Here is a 19218-nt window from a genome sequence, read left to right as displayed (position 1 = left end):
TCATAGAGCCGGCCTGACAGCGCCTCGGCCCGTTCCCCCACAAGTCCCCCTAGACACGGACGGTTCCCGCCGCCAGTTTGGCGGGATTCTCTCTCGCTGCGCAACGGCTTCGACGGGCAGACGCAGGGCCCTCACCTGATGCGACGTCACCTTGAGGCGGTGCACGACTGACAAAGTTCCCTGCACGGATGACAAAGTCCGAAGCCCTTGATGACCCTAAGGTCCATGGGCGAGGCCAGAAAATGGGGCGTCACACACTCGCATCACGAGCCTTGTCCAGGTCATCCTCTGCCTGCATCACGCCAGGTCGGACCGAGGATGGATGAGGCTCAAGCTGTCCGACAATTGGAAGATGGAGCACCGTTGATCAAGATCCGACGCGTACGCATCAGATCGTTCGTGGCCACAGGAGCCTTGCTGGCGGGCCTCACCGGCAGCGCACTCGCCGCCGCGCCGTCCGCGACCGCCGCGGCTGACTACCCGTGCGGCCGTGGGGTGACTCTCTACAACAACGTCACCAATCCCACCTCTTACAAGTACATGCCCTGGGCCACCGTCGCCAACACGGGCAACTGCTGGATGGACCGCGGGATGAGCAACTCGGGGGTCACCGCCCTGCAGAAGAATCTCAATTCCTGCTACGGATACAGGCTGGCCACGGACGGGATCTTCGGGCCGGCTACCGAGTCAGCGCTCATCTCCGTTCAGAAAAGGGTTGGCGTGGCGGCAGACGGTGACTACGGCCCCAATACGGCAAATGCGATGGTGTGGGCGAACTACAGCCTCGAGACCGGGCAACGGATCAACTGCAACTGAGCCTTTCCGATCTGGCGGTGCTGACCACGAGTTGGACCGTCCCGCACAACGACGAAGCTCCTGGTAGGCGGGTCCTCGACCGAGATCATCCGTGTCTGCCAGGAGCTTCGTGTGCTTGTCTGCCCGTCCTCGATTGATCTGTCCAGCCGCACCTGGCGGTTCCTGACCGGACGACTGACGGCCAGGCGGCAGGACATCGGGACGCGGTGGCGACGCCTTCCCGCCTCGCGACAGGCCCTGTTCGCCCTGGCCCACCTGCGGTGCGGTGACACCTAAGCCCAGCAGGCCGCCGGGTTCGGCATCGGGATCGCGACTGTCTACCGCTACATACGTGAAGCCGTCGAGGCCCTGGCCACCCTCGCTCCGTCCCTGGTTGAGTCGATGCAGACGATCCGGGAGAAGGCGTTCGTCATCCTCGACGGCACCCTGCTGCCGATCGACCGCATCGCCGCTGACACTCCCTTACTCCGGGAAACACAAGCGTCACGGCATGCACGTGGCGTATCAAGGCGTCGGCGGACCCGTCCGGGTACCGTTTCGCGGCCGGCGCCTCAAGCGGTGGTAGCGCCGCCACAACATCGCCCACGCCAAAATTCGCTGTCTCGGCTAGCAGGCCATGGCCACCCTCAAGGGCATGAAAGCCCACGAAAGAGAGGAACCCCGGCCGACGCGCGGCTGGGGTTCCTCAAGGCGGTGAGTATCGGTCAGTAGGTGGAGTTGCCCACGCCGTAGACAGCTCGTCCACGCATCGGCGGACCGCACCACATCGCGATCACCGTGGATCAGGCGGGTCAGCGCTGCAGGGTGAGCAGGCCCGGCCGGTACGGCAGTTTCAGGTAGTTGGGTTCCGTTGTGTCGTTGAGGAGGCCCTGGTAGAGGAACTGCAGGTTGCAGGGATCGATGGTCATGGTCTGGTCGGGGTTGTCGCGGACCAGGTCACCGTGGCTGACGCCCTGGGCCCAGGTGGAACCGCTGTTGGCCTGGCCTGCGAAGGGGCTGCTCTCGCTGCCGGCCTGGACGGTCCACGGACCGTTCAGGCTGGAGGCGGTGAACGAGCGGAAGTAGCGGTGCGTACCCTGCGCCTCAACGATCATGAGGTACTGGTTCTGGCCCTTGACCTTGTAGACCTCCGGCGCCTCGAACAGAAGCTTCTCCGTGTCACTCATGACCGTCGTGTACGACGAGCCGAAGCTGCTGGGGAAGTTCCCGATCGGCATGCTCGCCTGGTAGATCTTGCCGTTGTCACCGGCGAAGAACAGGTACATGTTCTGGTCGTCGGCGATCATGGTCGCGTCGATCGGGGCGTCCCTGCGGGTCCCGGGGCCCTCGGGGAGGCTGCCGGTGAACAGCGGCTGCCGGGCGGACCAGCCGTTGGGGTTGGTGGGGTCGTTGGACGTGCGGTAGTAGAGCGGCACCAGACCCCACTGGTCCACCATCACCCAGATGTTCTTGGGCGCGAAGTAGAACAGTTCGGGCGCCACCGCGCCGTCGGTCATCTGGGTCTGGGTGGCCGCCCCCATGTCCGACCAGTTCGTGAAGGGACTGAACATCGTCGAGCCCCAATCCGTTCCGTTGGAGGTGGTTGCGTAGACCAGGTTCTGGCCGTTGTACTTCACGGTGGTGAAGTCCTTCAGCGCGAGCTGCCCGTTCGCCGGCTGCGCCAGCGGACCCGACGAGGTCCACCGGTAGGTCAACGGAAGAGCACACGCGTTGCTCGCCCCGGACAGGCCGGTCCACTTCTGGTTGTTGCCGCCGTGGCACGACCAGATCTGCACCCCCGCGCCGTTGGCCTTACCCCAGCCCGAGACCTCCAGGCACAGCCCGGACCGCACGCCGACGATCGTGCCGTCGGAGTTCACCCGCCACTGCTGGTTGTCACTGCCGTTGCACGCCCAGATCTGCACCGGGGTCCCGGACGTGGTGGCGCCGCCCCGGACATCCAGGCACTTGTTGCCGTACACGGTCAGCTGGTTGCTGTCCGTCAACGTCCACTGCTGATTGGTTCCACCGTGGCAGTCCCAGATGTGCACGTTCGCGCCGTCGGTCTGGCTGAATCCCGCCACATCGAGACACCGGCCGGAATCAACACCGCGCACGTCACTGGTGGTGGCTGCCTGAGCCGGGCTGGCGACGAGTAGCGCCGCCAACGCGGCCAGGGCCGCAACCGCGGCGGCGAGCACCGTGGACGGGCGTCTGAGACTGAAACTACGTCTGTGCATAAGGACCTCGTCATCCTTGAGCAAGCGACTCCGATTTGGCCCGTCAGGGGCTGTCCGGAGGCGGTGTGGTGCGGCCCTGGAGTGTTCGGTATGGCGAACATGGGTCGAAGTATCGAGCAACTGGATAATAGGGTTCCGGTGATCAGCGTCAATACCTCTCGCACAATTCGCAAGCCGGAACATTCACATGCTGAAACCAGGCGGCCTCAAGTCCCGTGGTTGTACGGGTCTTTGGCGTGAGGGGCAGATAGCGGTGCGGGCACCGGCTTGGTGATCATTACGGGTGTCTCATGCGTGACGATCACGAGCGTGAGGACAGCCTGGACCAGGCTGGTGAGCCGAGTGGTCGAGCAGCGGAGCTTCCGCAGGAGCCGGCAGGACTTCAGGGTGGCGATGGCCTGCTCGGCAAGGGCCCGTATCTTCGCGTGGGACCGGTTGACCGCCTGCCGGCCCGCGGAAAGCGTCTCCCAGCGGCTCCAGCAGGGAGCCGGACCATGCCCCCGGCACCTCGATATCCCTTGTCCGCCCAGCACGTGACGCCGGCCTCGGCGAGGGCGTCGATGACGCCGTGCTCACGGGCGGCCCGGAGGTCGTGGACGGCGCCAGGCAGCGCCGGTGAAGCCCACATCAGACGGCCGGACGGACCGGCGAGGATCTGCACGTTCATCCCGTGCTTCTTGTGCTTTCCGGAGTGGAAGGGCCGGTCGGCGGCGATCCGGTCGATCGGCAGCAGAGTCCCGTCCAGCTGCACGAGCGCCTTCGCGGATGCTGTACGAATCGCCTGGGTCAGCGTGGGGCGTGGGCGGCCAGGGCCTCGACGGCCTCGGTGACGTAGCGGTAGGCAGTGGTGGTTCCGATCCCGAATCCTGCCGCGAGTTGGGCGTACGGGTGACCGTTACGCAGGTGGGCGAGGGTGAGGAGCGCCTGCTGGCCGGTGCTCAGGCGCCGCGACCGGGACACCCATCTACCAGGGGCTTCACTTGTCTGTCAGCCCAACTGCCCATCCTCACCGGCAGGTTGGAAAACACTCTGTGTCCGTGAACAAACCCCGGCCTTCGCGCCGCCCCGTGCCGTCGGTGACCGCACGGGGCGACATCTGTTGCTCACGACGGTGTCGAGCAACGGGAGCAGGCTGCTCCCGAGTCCCCGCTCGTCGCTCTTTGATTTCAGAGCATGATGAGCAGACGAGTCTTCGGCTTGAGCTTCCTATTCACCGAACGACTTTGTACGTACACCTCCAACTTAGGGTTGTTCCCGGCCTTCACGGAGACGGTCCCCTGGACACCCGTACCGAACAAAAGGCTGCGCGCCGCGTCTCCCGTATAGGCGCGGTCGGTGTCCTTCTCGACCACGATGACTTCCTTGTTCTGCTGAACCTGAGCCCGGGCGCCCAGCTGGTAGTAGCACGAACCACGTTCGTACGTCACGCCCGGATGTGAATCGACGAAGGGGCGAATCTCGACCTCCTTATCGACTTTCAGGAGCCGGTACTTGTCGGCCGGAATCGGTTCGAGCTTCGACCGCACCTCGTCAACCGATATGTCCTGACCGACGGTGAACAGGTTCTTCGTTCCGCGCACTCCCTGCTCTCGCCCGCGGAGGAAGCTGGTGGCGGCAGCGCGCACGGTGCCGATCGCCTCCTCGACGCCCTTCTGGGAATCCGCATCCCAGATGGCGATGTTTCCGGCCGGGAAACCGTAGTTCTGGGCGGTCCGCTTGGCCAGGGAGTTCGGAACGAGGATCGCGGAAGTCCAGTGGCCCGGAAGCCCGCTCATCTTCGCCGTGATCCTGTCGAGCCAGGGGCCAAGGATGGCCATGTCGCCGTCGTGCCGCCTGTCGCCGCCGGAGGCGTTCTCCTCGCCGTCCGTCACCACGATCTGGAGGAAGCTGTGCTCACCGTATTCCTCCCAGATATGGCCCAGGTCGTCCAGGGACTTCAGAGAAGCCTCAATGAGGGCCGTAGCGCCGTTGTTGACCTGATACAGCCCCCGCATGGACGGAAGATGCTTCACGTCCATGTCCCAGACCAGGTTCTCCACCTTGTGGTCGAAGGAGTAGAGGCTGATCCTGGTTTCGTGGCCGAGGCTGTCCGATTCGGCCTTCAACCCCGCCACGAACTCGTCCACAACGCGAATGAGTTGACTCTGGTGCGGACGCATTGAACCCGAACAGTCCACCACCAGCGCAACGTGATTCACCTTGTGCTGGATCTTGTTTGCGGACACGTTTTTGCTCCCCCTCCGAGGCTCCCCGAGTGATGTCCTCATTCTATGGGGAGGCACTGACAATGCGTTTGACGCTCAATCACCTGCCTGCATCTACTGACCTTCGAAGCGTGGTGTCGTGGGGGCTGGCAGTTGATGGTCCCGGCGGTGTGCCGTCTGTATGAGATGAGGGACGCCGGGGGGCGGGTTGACCGCCGAGCGCTGGACGTCTCGTGAGCGGCTGCGGCGAGAGGCGGCCGAGTGTTTCGCCCTAGGAGACGACACCACTGTTGTCGCACGTGACCTCCGAGTCACCGTTCGTTCAGTGCAACGCCGGCGGAAGGCGTGGGCGGCAGGAGGCACGCGAGCACTGGCAGATTTGGACTCTGACGCGAATCAAGACCCTCATCGAACGCCGGTGCCACCAGAGCTACACGATTCAGGGCGTCACGGCCCTGCTCAAGCGACACGGCCGGACCTGCCAGGTCCCCGCGCGCCAGGCCGTCGGGCGGGATGAGGAAACGGTGGCCGGCTGGGCGAAGGAGACCTGGCCGCACATGGAATGACCGCAGCGGCGCTCGACACCTGGCTCATGTTCGAGGACGAGGCCGTCTGCTCGATGACGCCGCCAACCACCCGCACCTGGTCCCGGCGCAGCCACACACCAATCGAGCGGGTCCGCGGTCGCTCCCGCCGCCCATCCATCGCCACCTGGCCTGCTACAAACTCGAACAACCGTCCCAGCTGATCTACCGGCCGAGGCCAGACACCCGTCCGGACGGACGCAAGAGCTTCGCCTGGACCTACTACCGCGACCTCATACGGGCCGCCCACCACCAACTCGGCGACCGGATTGTGCTGGTGTGGGACAGCCTCAACACCCACCTGGCAGCAGGGATGCGCCGCTACATCGCCGCCCACGACTGGCTCACCGTCTACCAGCTGCCCCTCCTACGCACCCGACCTCAACCCTGTCGAGGGAATCTGGTCCGTCCTCCGTCGCACGACGCTGGCCAACCGCGCGTTCGCCGAACCTGAGGACCTCATCACCGCCGTCCGGCAGGGCCTATGCAACTTTGTTGGAGCGCGAGAGCAATCTGGCGTTCGCGCATATAACGGCAGACGTTGTCGACACCGCGCATAGGAAGCGAGTCGTCGCAGCAATTGGCGTTCAGTATGAGGGCGTTGTCGGGGTGTTCGAGGTGGAGCGCGTATCTGGGCGCGTGCTGCTTCGGCCAGGGCGTCGGTGATCGCAGGGTTTGCGCACCGCGTGTATGGCGTGAGCTGACACACTATAGTTCCCGCATGACGCCTGAGATGTTGGACAAGCTGGACCGGTACCGTGCGGAGATGGTGAGGCGGAATATCCCCTCCGACGTCGTGGAACAGTGGATAGGTGCCGCCCTCCCTTGTGCGACCCTGACGCTGGACGGGGACGGGCCCGTCGTGGGCCGCTATGGCGGCCCCCTGCTGCTTCCCCCCGGCGCACCAGACCCCGAGTTTCCGTTCGTCGCCTCGCTCAATTGTGCAGATCTGCCCGAAAAGGTGACGGGGCTTCTACTGCCGCCCGACGGTCGTCTGTTGCTATTCGCGTTCCCCGACCTGGACGGTGGCGGTCAAGTGATGTACGTCCCCGAGGGGGCGGCCGTCGAAAAACGGGAAATTACCTTCGAGTACTACGATGAGGATCCGGATTGTCTGGAGATAACAGAGCAATATTCGCAGGGTGAACTGCACATGGCCGCCGATGTGTCCCTGCCGTTCCACAGCTCGAAGGCGAAGGCCACGGACCATGGTTGGCGGGGCGAGGACCTTCCCTGGGCTCCCTACGCGAGCATCCACTCGGATTTGTGGAACGTGGACGGCCGTGACTTCCCCCGCGGCGGGTGGGTGCAAGTGGGCGGGTACGCCCTGGAGGAATCCATGGACGTGAACCCCGTAGAGTCGGCTGCGATATCCTCGGATGAGACCGGGGACCTCAAGGACTGGGCACTGTTGGCGGACTGGAAACCCAGCATCGAGGGCAGGGAAGGCTTTTCACTTCACTGGGCGATCCGGAGGCAGGAACTGGCCGCCCGGCGCTTCGAGCGAGTATCTGAGTCAATGCACTGGAATCCGTGAAAAGAACCCGCCGCCTGGAAGCGCAGGGCCGTATGCAGGCGTCCGCTCCTGTGCTGGACGTCATCGCCCGCGTCCTCCACCTGGACGACGACGAGCGGGGCTATCTCTTCCAGCTCGCGGGCAAGACCACCACCGCCCGCACCCGGCGCCACGGCAGGCAGAAGGTTCAGCCCCAACTGCAGCGCGTGCTGGACGACCTCACCGCCACCCCGGCCATCGTGCAGGGGTGGCGCGGGGACATTCTGGCGTGGAACGCGCTGGCGGCCGCGCTGGTCATCGACTTCTCCCGTATTCCGGAGAAGCACCGCAACTACCCGCGGCTCATCTTCACCGATCCGGCGATGCGCGGCCTGTACGCCGACTGGGAGGGCTCGGCGCGGATCGCCGTGGCGCAGGTGCGGATGGAGGCGGCGAAGTATCCCGAGGATCCCCGTCTGATCGAGCTGGTCGGTGAACTGTCCACACGTGACAAGCAGTTCGCCCAGTGGTGGGGCGATCACCGCGTCGCGGCCCGTACCGTGGGCACCAAGACCCTCAACCATCCGGTCGTCGGCGAACTCGTCCTGGACTGGGACACCCTCACCGCCAACACCGATCCCGACCAGCACCTGACCGTCTGGACCGCCGCCCCTGGTTCTCCCACCCACGAGCAGCTGCGCATCCTCGCCTCCTGGGCCTCTGACCAGAACATGTCGCCCTCTTCGTCCCTCCGCTGACCGGTGTCGCGCCCACACCGACGGTGACCCCGCCGGGCTGTACCTCAGGCTCTGTCGGTCCGCGAGCGTGACCTGTTGCTCGCGCGTGGGACGAGCCAAGCGCCGCGTCAGCCAATGTCCTGAGTGCCGCACCCGATCGACTGGTCTGCGGCAGCTAGGGGCTGAGGTGGGGACGTCTCGGAGCGGGTGGCGCGCATCAGCGCGAGGGCCGTCAGCGGTACGAGGGTGAGGACGGCCGCCGCTTTGCCGACCAGCGAGGGCCCCGCTTGCCCCAGCGGTGAGGTCAGGGCGAGGCCCGCCGTCCAGGAACCGATGGCTATGCCCACGTTGGGCGCCGAGCCGCTGAGGCCGGAGAAGAGGGTGGGCGCGGAACCGGAGAAGCGCAGGGCCAGCGCGCCGAGCACCGGGGTCGGGGCGAAGCCGGTCATCCCCATGAGCGTCACCAGGACGATGGCCGCCACGGGGCTCGGGGAGAGCGAGGTCAACAACAGCAGCACCAGCGTGGTCATGGTGGCGGCCGTGATGAGCGTGGCGAGTGGTCGACGGTCGCCCAGGCGCCCGCCGACCGTGGTACCCAGCAGGGAGCCCAGGCCGTAGCCGGTCAGGAGCACGGGCACGGCTCCAGCGGGGATCCCGGCCCGCTCGGTGAGCAGGGGCGAGATGCAGGTGTACGTCGCCAGGACACCGCCCATCAGCAGCGTCATGGAACTCAGCGTCGGCCAGACCCGAACATCCCGCAGCGCGGCGAACTCGGCCCGGACAGAAGGCGCTTCGCGCCGCTCGTCGGCAGGGATGTACCGGCCGATGACCACCGCCGCGCCGGCCGACAGCGCGGCCAGCGCCCAGAACGGCCCGCGCCGGCCCGACAGCTGCCCCAGCCACGCGCCCAGAGGTACGCCCGCCACGGTGGCCACGGTCAGACCTCCCAGGAGCATGCCCAGGGCCGTGACGTCGCTGCCGGCCCTGCCGCGGTCGTGGCCACGACCGCGGCGACGCACCAGAAGGTCCCTGTGGCCAGTGCGGTCACCACGCGGGCCGCGAGCACGAGCGCGAAGGACGAGCTGAGCGCGGCGACCAGGTGGCCCAGGGCGAAGACGACGAGCGCGAGGATCAGCGTGGAGCGCCGGGGCAGGTGCAGCGTCGCGATAGCCATCGCCGGTGCGCCGACGATCATGCCTGCCGCGAACGCCGTGATCAGCAGACTTGCCTGAGACACGCTGACATTCAGATCGTCGGCGATCTCGGGCAGCAGGCGTGCGATGACGAATTCGGTGGTGCCCATGCGAAATGTCCCGGCGGACAGCACCAGGGCGACCAAGGGCAGCTTGTGGGGTCGGCCGTCGGTCGTGGGTGACATTCGGTTGTATTCCCTTTTCAGGGCGACGTGCGACTTTCAGGGCGACGTGCGACCGCTGCGGGGTGGGGACGCCGTAGAGGCCGCGCGCGATGTGGGCGCGGCCCCTTCCTTCATCAGTCACTGGGGTCAGCGACGGTCCATTACGGTGCGGGAGGCGTCGGCGAGGTCAGCGGAGACCTTGGTCTGTGTCTGGCAGTCTGCGCCGGCGCCGGCCGCCTTGGTGGTGTCGGGGTAGGCGCAGATGGTCCGCTTGACGCCCGCCGCCGTGTCGTTCTGGTTGAAGGACTCCGGTGCCTTTCCGTGTTCGGTCCAGGCTTCGAGAGCGTCGAGGAGCTGGGACTTGGCGGGGGCTGAGCCGGTCAGAGACGGGGGCTCATGGCCGACGTTGGGGAAGTAGAAGGTTCGTACGAAGGAACGGGTGCCCTCGACGCCGTACCGGTCGAACAGGCGCTGCTGGTAGTTGTAGGAGCCGAAGGGCACGATCAGAGGGTCGTTCGTGGTGACGAAGTAGAGGATCTTGCCCTTGTTGTGGCGGACGTCCGACAGGTCGGTGCTGTCGGTCGAGGCGATTCCCGCGAACTTGCGGCAGGCGGCTTCGAATGTCTGGGGGAAGTTCTTGATAGTCAGGTGGGAGCGCCAGTCGTAGTTGGCGTCCTGTTTGAGCCAGTGGCGGATCCAGGTGTCGATCATCGGGTTCATGTCATTGCCGCCCGGCAGCAGTGTGGAGAAGGGGGTTCCACGGGTGATGCCGCCCCACAGGCGGTTGCCGTGCGCGTCGCGGGGCCCGTCCCAGATCAGGTTGACGGCCTTGGCCTCTTGAGGGGTCAGGCCCCTGACGTCACGGGCGTCGAAGGTGCAGCGACGAGGCTCAGCGATGACGCCGTCCTTTACGCCGTCCTGGCTGTCGCAGGCGGCGACGGCGGCCGCGTTCGCTGCGTCACTCTTGGCGGGTGCCAGGCCCTTTGAGGCGAGCAGTTCGTGGACGACGATGGCGGGCCAGGCTTCCGCAACGGGGAAACGGTTCCAGTTCATGGCCGGGAAGCCGATGAGGAAGCCGTCGTAGAGATCGCCGTGCTTCTGGGCCATCTGCCAGCCCTGTCGACCGCCGGTCGATGCGCCGACCCAGTAGTTCCTGCGGGCATCTTCGCCGTAGTAACTCTTGGTGAGCTTGAGGGCCCAGGTCGTCTGGGCGTACTCGCTGCGATCGATGAAGTCCTTGACCTGCGAGGTCAGTAGCTTGCCACGTGGGTCGAGGACGAAGCCGCCGCCGACCAGGCCGCAGTCCGGCTGCGCGTTGGTCAGACCGGTCTTGGAGTTGGTGGCGTTGCACCAAGCCTGGTTGTGACCGGTGTCGGTGTTCGAGCCGACCTCGCCACGCTGCAGCGGGAAGGAAAGGTCGGAGATGACGCCCTGGTAGCCGCCGCCACCGATGTTGAGGACGCGTCCGTTCCAGGCGCCCGACTCGGTTCCGCCCTTGCCATCGTCGGCTTCATTGAGCGGGAGAACGACCCGGATGTTGATCGCGCGTTCCGGTACCAGGTCGACCTGGCAGTGGGCGGGAACGTCCGACGTCGCGGAGACGACCTCGGAAGTCGCCGACTTGACCTTGTGCTTCTCCAGCAGATCGGAGGCGAGGCCGGAACACGTAGCGCTCGGTGTGGCAGTGGCGGTCGCGCCGTCGGGCGTGACCAGCGTCCAGAGCGAGGCCGAAGCCGCGACCAGGGTGCCGCCGACCAACAGCCAGCGAGACCGCTGGCTCCTGTGGGATCGAGGATGTGTGGGTTGCTGCATCAGAGGCCTTTCTGAGATGGACTCCAGAAAATGTCGGCATCTCACTGCCAGGGAATGAGGGGCCGCCCACCGCGCCGCGGGGGAGCGTCATCACGCGGCGGCGGCCCTGGAGGGTCCGGCACCCGGACGGGGGACCGACTGCCGGACGAGGAAGGAGTGCCCGGGGCGCTGGGCCGCTCCGCAGCGGCCGGCGCTCGGCTCAGAGCAACGTCTCGGCGCTGATGGGCAGTTGGCGGACGCGGCGGCCCGTGGCGTTGAAGACCGCGTTGCCGATCGCGGCCGCCACACCCACCTGGACGACCTCGCCGAGCCCCTTCACCCCCAACGCGTTGCCCGCGTTGTCCTCGCCGTCCAGGCCGTCGCGACCTGAGAGACCGGCGAGGGGGAGCGCCACCGGGAGACCACCATCACTGGGTCGGGCCCGCCCTCCCACGGGGATGCGTGCCGGCCGGGGCGTCCGGCTTCAGTCGTGATACGACATCACCCGTTCGCCCCTGTGAGCTGCTGGTCGTTCCTCAGCGTGCCGGTGCCGGGGAAGTTGCGAGCACGCTTGCGTCACGGGCCGAGAAGCCCTCGCGGCCGGGGAACGGGTCGGCCATGCTCAGCGGGACGGGCCGTGCTCCCAGCCGGGGGCGGCGATGGCGGCGGCCGCGGCCGCCCGCATGGCTTGTACGCCCGGATGGTGGCGATGCTGGGCCAGCCAGCCGAGGGCCGACACCGACGGGGACAGATCCACCACGTCGAGGTAGCGCACCCCCGGGCGGGGGAACAAGTCCCGGGCTGCAGCAGGCAGGAAGCACATTCCCCGCCCCTGGGCCACCGCGAGCAGCAGCCCCTCCATGTCGGAGACGACTGGGCCGTAGCGCACGCGCGTGCCGTCCGGGCGCGGGTCCACCGCCCAGAAATCCCACCAGAGCCGGGGCACCTCCGGGGGGACGTCCACGAAGGCGCGGTCCGTGAGGTCGGCGAGGCAGACCTCGGCCCGGTCCGCCAGGGGGTCGGTGACCGCCAGGCAGGCGACGCGGGGTTCGGTGGCCAGTTCCAGCAGCTCGATGGTCGGCGGCACCGGCGGCCGGAGGAAAGCGATATCAATGGTGCCGGAGAGCAACTGCGCGAGGTGTTCGGCGAAGTTGAGGCTGCGTATCTCCACGGTGATCCGAGGATGGCGGGCGCGGAGGTGCTCGAGGATCGCGTGGGTGTAGGGCATCGCCGCCTCCGCGCCGACAGTCCCGACCACCACATGCCCGGCGAGGGTACGGGCCCACTGGTCGGCGCGGACGCGCAGCTGGCCCATCGCCTCTACCGTGGCGCGCGCCTCCACCGTCAGGGAACGGCCCGCATCCGTGAGGAACACCGTGCGGCTGTCCCGCGAGAACAGGAGGACGCCCAGCCGCCTCTCCAGATCCTGTATCTGACGGCTCAGCGCCGACTGGGTCATGTGCAGCCGTGCCGCCGCCCTGCCGAAATGCAGCTCCTCGCTCAGCGCCAGGAACAGCCGCAGCTGATGGATGCTCGGCTCCGCTGGTCCCACCGAATCAGACACAGCAGACGTCCTCCACCTGTGGCCATGCGGCCACCGCATCGATCACGCGTATTTTCTCATCACTCACCTCCCTGACAAACACGATGTCCTCGTATGACTCTGTGGGGGCCACTCCGCCGACCGGGCTGACCACCGAGACGAGCCGAGTGGTCACAGCTGTGGATCGAGGGGGAGACGGAATGAAGACACGCCTGCCTTCTGGCGTGAACTGTGTGCTGCCCGCCGGCTTTCTTCCGGCCGACGGCCCCTGCGCCACCGTCGTGTCGGTGCCCCTGTTCCTATCCGCCTTGCCGCCGGGCCGCGTTGGTGGCGCCCAGGGAGGCCCGGCGTGCCGGTAGGAACGCCGCCCAGCACCCGCGCACACCCGGCTCTCCACCAGCAAGGGCCCTTGGACGGCCGGACCGGAGACAACGTCCCGCCGGAGTGACGGCCACGGACGGGCCGAACGCTGCCGGACCACACGGCCCGTGGCTTCCGCTCTCGCGAGTCCGCACCAGCGGTCCATCGCCCACATCCACCACGCACGCGGCGAACACCGCTGTCCGCGCAATCCGCTCCTCACGGCGACGGGCAGCCTGCGTCATCCAGAACACACCGGCCGGAAAGCGTCCCAACAGCGACCAACACACGGGGAGACAAGGTGCTGCGCATTCATTTCACGGACGGGGACCTGGCCCGCGTCCAACTGGCCCGGGAGCCGGATCCGGTCTGGGAGACCCTGCTGGGCCTGCACCAGCTGACCGCGCCACGGCGCGGCCTGCCGGTCTTCGCCCCCTGGCGGCGCAAGGCCCGCGCCAGGCTGGCCGAGGATCACCTGGCGGCCCCGGTCCGGATGCTCTCCGCCCTGGCACCCGCTTCGGCGGGCTACTGGCCCGACTTCCTGACGCCAGGCGCCTCGGCCGACGGCCTGGAAGCCGCGCTGGAGGCATTGCAAGCCACCCCCCAACTGCAGCTACGCCAGGAGATGAACCGACTGGCCGACACCCACCCGCTGCCGCGCTGGGCAGGCGGTCTTGCCCGCGGCGAACGGAACCGGATGGAGGAGGTCGCGACGGCATTCCGGCTGGTGCACCGCACGATCATCACGCCTGTCTGGACCGGGACGGCCAGGACCACCGAGGCCGACCGGGCCCTGCGGACCCGCGTCCTGCACGATCGCGGCGTCCACGGACTGCTGGACTCCTTCCGCCCCCTGATGGACTGGCGGCCGCCCGTGCTGCACGTGCGCTACCCGGAGGACCGGGACGTGCACCTCGGCGGACGCGGCGTGCGACTGATCTCCTCACATTTCTGCTGGAACACTCCGATCGCCCTGGCCGATCCCACCCTGCCGCAAGTCCTGGCCTACCCCGTCGCCCACCCCCCGGCCTGGGCACCGGCGGTCACCCGCGACCGCCGCCCCGAGGCTCTGGCCACCCTGCTCGGCCGGACCCGCGCACGTGTGCTGGCCGCCCTGGACACCACCGCCACCACCGGAGAACTCGCCCAACGCCTGAATATCTCTGCCTCCTCGGCCAGCGAACACATCGCTGCCCTCAGAGAGGTCAACCTCACGCACAGCCAACGCGCCGGCGCCCAGGTCATCCACACCCTCACGCCGTTGGGCACCGCGCTCCTCCAGGGCGAACTCCCACCTCACCCCCGGCCGTCCGACTGAGCGTTTGGGGCGGTGGTGCGGTAGCCGGCGTCCACCCAGGCTTTGGTCACGCGGGGATGGGCGGCGGCGATGCGGGACAGCACAGCCCCGAGCATGCCCACTGATCATGCCGCCGCACCGGGAGAGACCAAGATCCCCGACAGAGTCGAGCTCAGGGAACACCGGCCAGAATCCGGTGCGGCTGTAGACGCGTTCACGCAGCCGTGGCCCCGTGGCCCCGTGGCCCCGTGGCCCCGTGGCCCCGTGGCCCGCTGTCCGGCGGGGCCACGGGCTTGGCGGTTCGGTAGTGTCAGAATTCCCGGTTATCCGGGGTGTCGGTGATGCGAACGCTGTCGGTCTCGTCGGCCAGGGTCTCCCCGGTGATACGGACACTGTCGGTCTCGTCGGCCGACGAGGCGGCAGCGGGTCCCGCCGAGGCGAAGAAGCCCGCGGCCAGCGCGGCGGAAGCGAGGGCGACAGACAGTTTCCTATGGGCGGCCATCTATTTCTCCTTGCACGGTGAAGAGGGTGGTCTGCGCGCGCTGCGGAAGTGCGCCAGGCATGTCTGCGGCCGTCCGTGCCCAACGTCGGCTGGACCGTGGCATTTCGCCCGGTTCCGGACCGCGCCGCTCCGGCCTGGACGGCAGGGGCTTCTCCCCGGGCCGCCCACCGTCACGACGCCCCCGCGCGTGCGCAGAACGCATGGTTGCTCTCAGGGTGCAGGAACCCTGGCCGCCTGACACCCCCTTTCGGACTCATCCGAAAACCGCTGGTGAGAAGCCATCCAACGAGATCGCTCACGGCCAAGAAGCTTTGATGAAACCCCTTGAACGTGGCCCAGTGGCGTGGTCGTCATCAGATGAACGGGCCCGCGTGGCGTAGGCCGAGAGTGTGAACCTTTCAGGTTCCCTTCAGTCGTTCAGCCCACTTTCTGATGATCCGTCAGAAATTGCGGGCATCAGCAGGATCGACTCACCTCGCCCCTGCGCACCACCGCGCCGGCGGACACTAGAGAAAAGGACCGGCTCCAATATGCTCGCATCCCGTGTCGCTGCCCTGACCCTCGCCACCGGCGCTCTGGTCGTGGCCACGAGCCCCGCCTTCGCCGCCATCGAGGTCAACCCGAAACCCGATGCACCGACCCGCTCAAGCGCTCCCTCCGACCGGGACCCCCTCCTCATCGCGGCCGCCAACATCGCGACGGCCGGCGCGGCGTGGGTCTTCGCCTCCCCGCCCCCGCGCTAGAAGCGTCATGAAGATCCCCGTTCTGGCCCGGCCGCACGGCGGTCGGGCCAGAACGCTGTCATGCAGGGCGAGTGGACCGGTGAGCCGGCTCGGCTGTGCGGGCGGCCTGCCCGAGTTGATCCCGGTGGGCAGGGCGTTCGCGTTCCTGCGTTCGCATCGGCCCATCGGACCAACTCCTGCCAGACCTCGGGAACATCACATGCTCGGAGCTGCGTCGTCGCCACGACTGGTCCAACGCTCATCACCCACGAACCAGACCTGGAAGACCCCTCGGCTCGAAGAATCGGCGGCCCGCCACCCGCTACGACGTGCGCATAACGGTCAGACGTCCCGAGACCATCTGCGAATGACCGAAGAGGGGGTACGGGAGTTCGCGACGGCGGCGGGACTCAGGGACTCCGGGCGCTGACGCGGTCCTGCCGCCGTTTCGCTCATGGGGTCTTCAGCGGCATGGGTGTCCCGCCACGGGGACGCAGCCCGAACCAGATGAAGACCACGCTGATGAGTGTCACGGCCACGTTCACGCTCAGTGCGAGGTGGATGCCGGTCAGTTCCACGCTCTGCGTCGCGGCGACAGCGCTCAGGACCGGGATACCGATGGTGATGGCCACCTGCTGGGTCATCGAGGTCAGACCCGTGGCCAGGCCCTGCTCCTCGTTCGGCAGACCCGAGGTCCCGGTCACCGTGTACGCCACGATGGAGGTCACGTGCCCGAAGAACCCGATGAACAGCGCGGGGATCAGAATCGCGAGCCACATGCGGTCGGCGCCGAGGAACACCAGCGGGAGGGTTGCCAGGCCCTGCACGGACATACCCACGGTCAGGACCTTGCGGCTGCCGAAGCGCCCGATGAAGCGTCCGGCGATCACCCCGGCGGCCACGGCCGCCAGGCCCGGGACGCCGAAGATCAGGCCGGTGGTCAGCGGGGAGAAGCCCAGGGTCTGCTGCAGATAGATCGTCGTCAGGAAGATCATGGCGGGCTCCATGGTGAAGATCACGAGCCCGGCGTAGTTGCCCCATTTCACCGTGGGCCGCCTCAGGATGCGTACGGGAGCGAGCGGCGCGGGTGATCGCAGCTCGATCATCCAGAACGCGGTCAGCAGCAGTACGCCGACGACGGCCGAGGGCAGGTTCTTCTCGATGATCGCGTAGATCACGGCCAGCAGGCCGCCGGTCACGGTCACCGCTCCGGGCAGATCCAGCCTGACCCGGTCAGGCATCCTGCTCTCGCTGATCAGGGCGGGGGTGATCAGGAGGATGACGACGGCGACCGGGACGTTGATGAAGAACGCGGCGCGCCAGCTCAGCAGGCTGACGAGGGTGCCGCCGACCAGTGCGCCCACGGTGAAGCCGGCGGAGAGCAGCGCGCCGTTGAGGCCGAGGACGCGGTCGCGTATCGCGCCTTCCGCGAACGTGGTGGTGAGCAGGGACAATCCCGCGGGGATCGTCATCGCGGTGGCGAAGCCCTGCAGCGCTCGGGCGGTCAGAAGCATCTCGGGATTGGATGCGAAGCCGCCGAGCAACGAGGCCCCGGTCAGTAGGACCATGCCGGACAGGAACAGCCTGCGGCGGCCGAACAGGTCCGCCATCCTGCCGAACACCAGGGCGAAGCCGGCGGCGGGCAGCGCGTAGGCGGAGGTGATCCAGGGGAGGCCGGTCAGTTCAAGTCCGACGCCCGCGCCGACCTGCGGCAGTGCGACGTTCAGGATCGAGAAGTCGACGGACAGCATGAACCCGGCACCGAGCAGGACGAACAGGATCAACCGCTGCCTGCCGCTGATGTGTGGCGGCGAGGCCGTGTTGGTGGTCAAGCGGCGGTCCCGCTCCGGGGGCGCCGCGATCAGAGTTTCGCGTTCGATCTGGTCCTCGCTCATGCGGTGACTCCTCCATCGCTGCCATCGAATGCAACCCTAGGGTTGCACATCAATATCGCCACGTGCAACCACAGAGTTGCACTAAGGGGGAGTAGTCATTCCTGATGCGATGTAGGAGCGGTGCCTCCCGTTCCGGCCGGGTGCGGACGACGCTGTGGTTGTCACATCTGGCTCGTTCTCCCGTTCTCTGAGGTCAGGAGGCCTGATAAGTACACCGATCGAGGACCGCCAGGTGATCGAGATCGATCTGCATCGGCGTCGGAGTGTGGTGGTCCGGCTGGCGGCCGAGGGGCAGCAAGCGAGGCGGGCCGTGCGGTTCGCCAATGACGTGCCGCACCTGCGGCGCGTGACTGGGCAGCATGCCGTTCGGCTGGGTCCACAGTCCGCACGCCCTGAACGGCTTCGGACGGTCCCCTGACCGGCCCCGGCCGCGGTTCGTGCGGGCGCTGGGTTCGTTGAGCCCGGTGATCTGGATGGTGTCAGGCGCTGGTAGCCGCGGGCGTTGGCGGGAGAATCGGTGGTGGACAGGACGGCGCCGATCGGGCTCAGGGCCGCGGCGGCGAGGGTGTCGCGGTGGGTGTCGACGCCGATGACGCCGTGGACCTGTTCTGCACGCATGGGCACGCGGTCGTTCTCCTTCGAGACGGGACGGCCGTGGTCGGCATCGGCCCGGGTGGAGTCACCACGTGGCAGAACTGTGATGAGTCACGTCGCGATGGCGGACAAGCTGCTGATCAAGCCAACGGGGGTGGGCCAGGCCGACGCCGGGGTCCGGCAGTCAACGCGGGCGCACGGCAGGCTGCGACGAGCCGCCAATTACCTTGCGGGGCATGCCGGCACGTCGACGCCGAGCCTGGCCGGGCAACCCAACCCGGGCCGCAGTTCAACTATCACAATTACCTTCCCCGTAGAGCGCGGGAAACCGTGGCCGCGAACCGCGCGAAAGGCCCCCGCCTACCGAAGGTGCCCCGTGTCATTGAGCAGCCGCACCGACGCGTTCCCATCCGCGTAGTACGCCACCGCCGACAGCGATGCCGCCGCAAGCTCCATCCGGAACAGTGACTCTGCCGGTGCACCCAGCGCCATCCGTACCAGCGTCCTCAACGGGCCGACGTGCGAGACGACCAGCACCGTCTCCGCCGCATGCCGTGCCAGCAGCACATCCCGCGCCACCGCCACCCGCCGCGCCACAGCCTCGAACGACTCGCCGCCGCCCGAGGGCGCCGCCGCCGGCGACGTCAGCCACGCCGTCAGGTCATCCGCGTAGCGCTCGCGCACCTCCGCGAAGGTCAGCCCCTCCCAGGCGCCGAAGTCCGCCTCCCGCAAGCACTCTTCGACGTGTACGTCCAGGCCCAGCCGCGCGGCAACCGCCTGCGCCGTCTCCCGGCAGCGCCGCAGCGGTGAGGCGACGATCGCCTGCACGCCGCCGCGGGCGGCCAGCAGCGCCGCGGTCGCCTCGGTCTGCCGCCGCCCGGCCTCCGACAGCGACGGATCCGAACCACCGCTGCCGGAGAACCGCTTCTCCGACGTCAGCGGCGTCTCACCATGCCGCAGCAGCACGAGCGTCGTCGGCGTGCCCCGGTCGGCCGGCCATCCGGAGGCCGCCGGAGCAGCCTCCTGGACCGCCGGCTCGACCCCTGACCCGATCCCTGCCCCGACCCCTGACCCGGCTCCGGCCGCGACCCCGCCTCCCGCT

14 protein-coding genes and 5 pseudogenes are annotated in these 19218 nt (G+C 67.6%); 7 read left to right on the top strand and 12 right to left on the bottom strand.

Annotated elements, in window-relative coordinates:
* Positions 1–363: 363 nt before the first annotated feature.
* Both GAS53_RS25260 and GAS53_RS56505 read left to right on the top strand, forming a co-directional pair.
* On the top strand, positions 364–816 hold the full coding sequence (locus GAS53_RS25260; RefSeq protein WP_192583271.1) for a peptidoglycan-binding domain-containing protein: 453 nt from the start codon (positions 364–366) through the stop codon (positions 814–816).
* 111 nt (positions 817–927) lie between these two features.
* Positions 928–1513, top strand: a pseudogene (locus GAS53_RS56505) (transposase family protein).
* A gap of 94 nt (positions 1514–1607) precedes the next feature.
* On the opposite strand, the gene GAS53_RS25250 reads toward GAS53_RS56505, so the two are convergent.
* From GAS53_RS25250 to GAS53_RS25240, 3 genes and pseudogenes are all read right to left on the bottom strand, one after another.
* Entirely contained in the window at positions 1608–3035 is a 1428-nt protein-coding gene (locus GAS53_RS25250; RefSeq protein WP_151479981.1) for a non-reducing end alpha-L-arabinofuranosidase family hydrolase, read from the bottom strand.
* 293 nt (positions 3036–3328) lie between these two features.
* Positions 3329–3992, bottom strand: a pseudogene (locus GAS53_RS25245) (transposase family protein); the annotation flags it as partial.
* 209 nt (positions 3993–4201) lie between these two features.
* The gene (locus tag GAS53_RS25240) at positions 4202–5260 is read right to left on the bottom strand and encodes a vWA domain-containing protein (protein ID WP_151479980.1); all 1059 of its coding nucleotides are present in this window, start codon (positions 5258–5260) and stop codon (positions 4202–4204) included.
* A gap of 187 nt (positions 5261–5447) precedes the next feature.
* Here GAS53_RS25240 and GAS53_RS58805 point away from each other — a divergent pair.
* From GAS53_RS58805 to GAS53_RS25220, 3 genes and pseudogenes are all read left to right on the top strand, one after another.
* Positions 5448–6308: pseudogene (locus GAS53_RS58805) on the top strand (transposase); the annotation flags it as partial.
* A gap of 236 nt (positions 6309–6544) precedes the next feature.
* A complete protein-coding gene (locus tag GAS53_RS25225) occupies positions 6545–7360 on the top strand; it encodes a DUF1963 domain-containing protein (RefSeq protein WP_192583270.1) in 816 nt (271 codons plus the stop codon).
* Positions 7361–7392: 32 nt separating this feature from the next.
* Positions 7393–8076, top strand: a complete 684-nt coding sequence (locus tag GAS53_RS25220) for an MmyB family transcriptional regulator (protein WP_225859078.1) — start codon at positions 7393–7395, stop codon at positions 8074–8076.
* Positions 8077–8183: 107 nt separating this feature from the next.
* Here the strand turns inward: GAS53_RS25220 and GAS53_RS25215 are convergent, their stop codons facing one another.
* The 5 genes from GAS53_RS25215 to GAS53_RS25200 all read right to left on the bottom strand — a co-directional run bounded on the left by GAS53_RS25215 (position 8184) and on the right by GAS53_RS25200 (position 12767).
* Complete coding sequence (locus tag GAS53_RS25215) at positions 8184–9011, bottom strand: MFS transporter (protein WP_225859070.1); 828 nt, start codon at positions 9009–9011, stop codon at positions 8184–8186.
* A complete protein-coding gene (locus tag GAS53_RS56500) occupies positions 8993–9433 on the bottom strand; it encodes an MFS transporter (RefSeq protein WP_225859069.1) in 441 nt (146 codons plus the stop codon). Before GAS53_RS56500 ends, GAS53_RS25215 begins: the two co-directional genes overlap by 19 nt.
* 126 nt (positions 9434–9559) lie before the next feature.
* Positions 9560–11224 carry a tannase/feruloyl esterase family alpha/beta hydrolase gene (locus GAS53_RS25210; RefSeq protein ID WP_151479978.1) on the bottom strand — a complete coding sequence of 555 codons (1665 nt, stop codon included), beginning with the start codon at positions 11222–11224 and terminating at the stop codon, positions 9560–9562.
* A 199-nt stretch (positions 11225–11423) separates the two neighbouring features.
* A complete protein-coding gene (locus GAS53_RS25205) occupies positions 11424–11618 on the bottom strand; it encodes a hypothetical protein (RefSeq protein ID WP_151479977.1) in 195 nt (64 codons plus the stop codon).
* 207 nt (positions 11619–11825) lie between these two features.
* On the bottom strand, positions 11826–12767 hold the full coding sequence (locus GAS53_RS25200; protein WP_225859068.1) for a LysR family transcriptional regulator: 942 nt from the start codon (positions 12765–12767) through the stop codon (positions 11826–11828).
* A gap of 640 nt (positions 12768–13407) precedes the next feature.
* On the opposite strand from GAS53_RS25200, the gene GAS53_RS25195 reads away from it, so the two are divergent.
* The gene (locus GAS53_RS25195; protein ID WP_151479975.1) at positions 13408–14424 is read left to right on the top strand and encodes a winged helix-turn-helix domain-containing protein; all 1017 of its coding nucleotides are present in this window, start codon (positions 13408–13410) and stop codon (positions 14422–14424) included.
* A 289-nt stretch (positions 14425–14713) separates the two neighbouring features.
* On the opposite strand, the gene GAS53_RS25190 is transcribed toward GAS53_RS25195, so the two are convergent.
* Positions 14714–14905 (bottom strand): hypothetical protein, encoded by a 192-nt coding sequence (locus GAS53_RS25190; RefSeq protein ID WP_151479974.1) that lies wholly within the window; start codon positions 14903–14905, stop codon positions 14714–14716.
* Between the two features lie 530 nt (positions 14906–15435).
* Between GAS53_RS25190 and GAS53_RS25185 the strand changes: the two genes are divergently transcribed.
* Complete coding sequence (locus GAS53_RS25185; RefSeq protein ID WP_151479973.1) at positions 15436–15648, top strand: hypothetical protein; 213 nt, start codon at positions 15436–15438, stop codon at positions 15646–15648.
* 431 nt (positions 15649–16079) lie between these two features.
* Here the strand turns inward: GAS53_RS25185 and GAS53_RS25180 are convergent, their stop codons facing one another.
* The 3 genes and pseudogenes from GAS53_RS25180 to GAS53_RS25170 all read right to left on the bottom strand — a co-directional run.
* On the bottom strand, positions 16080–17522 hold the full coding sequence (locus GAS53_RS25180) for an MFS transporter (protein WP_151479972.1): 1443 nt from the start codon (positions 17520–17522) through the stop codon (positions 16080–16082).
* 480 nt (positions 17523–18002) lie between these two features.
* A pseudogene (locus tag GAS53_RS58800) lies at positions 18003–18146 on the bottom strand (IS110 family transposase); the annotation flags it as partial.
* Positions 18147–18476: 330 nt separating this feature from the next.
* A pseudogene (locus tag GAS53_RS25170) lies at positions 18477–19118 on the bottom strand (histidine phosphatase family protein); the annotation flags it as partial.
* Positions 19119–19218: the final 100 nt, after the last annotated feature.

This window comes from Streptomyces albicerus (assembly GCF_008905045.1).
GTDB lineage: Bacteria > Actinomycetota > Actinomycetes > Streptomycetales > Streptomycetaceae > Streptomyces > Streptomyces albicerus.
Note: the sequence above shows the minus strand (reverse complement) of the source record. Positions and strands in the feature narration are given on the sequence as shown.